Genomic DNA, 514 nt, shown 5'->3' on the forward strand with positions numbered 1-514 from the left:
CCGTCGGTCGCCCACGCCACGGCCCTGGCAGTGAGTTTCGCCCGGGGGCCGGCCAGCTCATGTTCTTCGGTGAAGGTGGTTCTGGGGCAGTCAGGGTCCGGGCAGCGCCAGACACGCTTGGCCCACAGCAGCCGCACGGGCCGCCCGAAACACGGGGTGTCATGGAGCCGGACCTGCCGGCGGCCGTGCCCGACCGCGACGACACCGCAGTCCGGACAACCGCTCAGAGTTTCGGCTGTCTCGACATGCAGAACCAGGCCGGTCCCGGCCGCCGTGACAGAGCAGACGTGGATGCCGTCGACACCAAGAAGCGCGTCTGCCCGCTCGCACCAGCGACCGCCCGGGCAGGAAGTAACATTGGGCATATCAGGGTCTCTTTTTTATTTGGAAGCTTGGTCGCTACCAATTCAAAGAGGCCCTGACCCCTCTCCTCCCGCACCACGCCGCAGCGGCATCAGGACACGCTGCCGCCCTCGCGTCAGACGACCCTAACCACGCTCATCTGCGAAGGGCC

1 protein-coding gene is annotated in these 514 nt (G+C 66.9%); it reads right to left on the bottom strand.

Annotation, left to right across the window (positions count from 1 at the left end; all coding sequences use genetic code 11):
- On the bottom strand, positions 1-365 hold a 365-nt coding region (locus IEW19_RS23265), incomplete at its 3' end, for a transposase family protein (RefSeq protein WP_188573901.1).
- Positions 366-514: the final 149 nt, after the last annotated feature.

The sequence above is a fragment of the Arthrobacter liuii genome (genome assembly GCF_014639275.1).
GTDB classification, from domain to species: Bacteria; Actinomycetota; Actinomycetes; order Actinomycetales; family Micrococcaceae; genus Arthrobacter; species Arthrobacter liuii.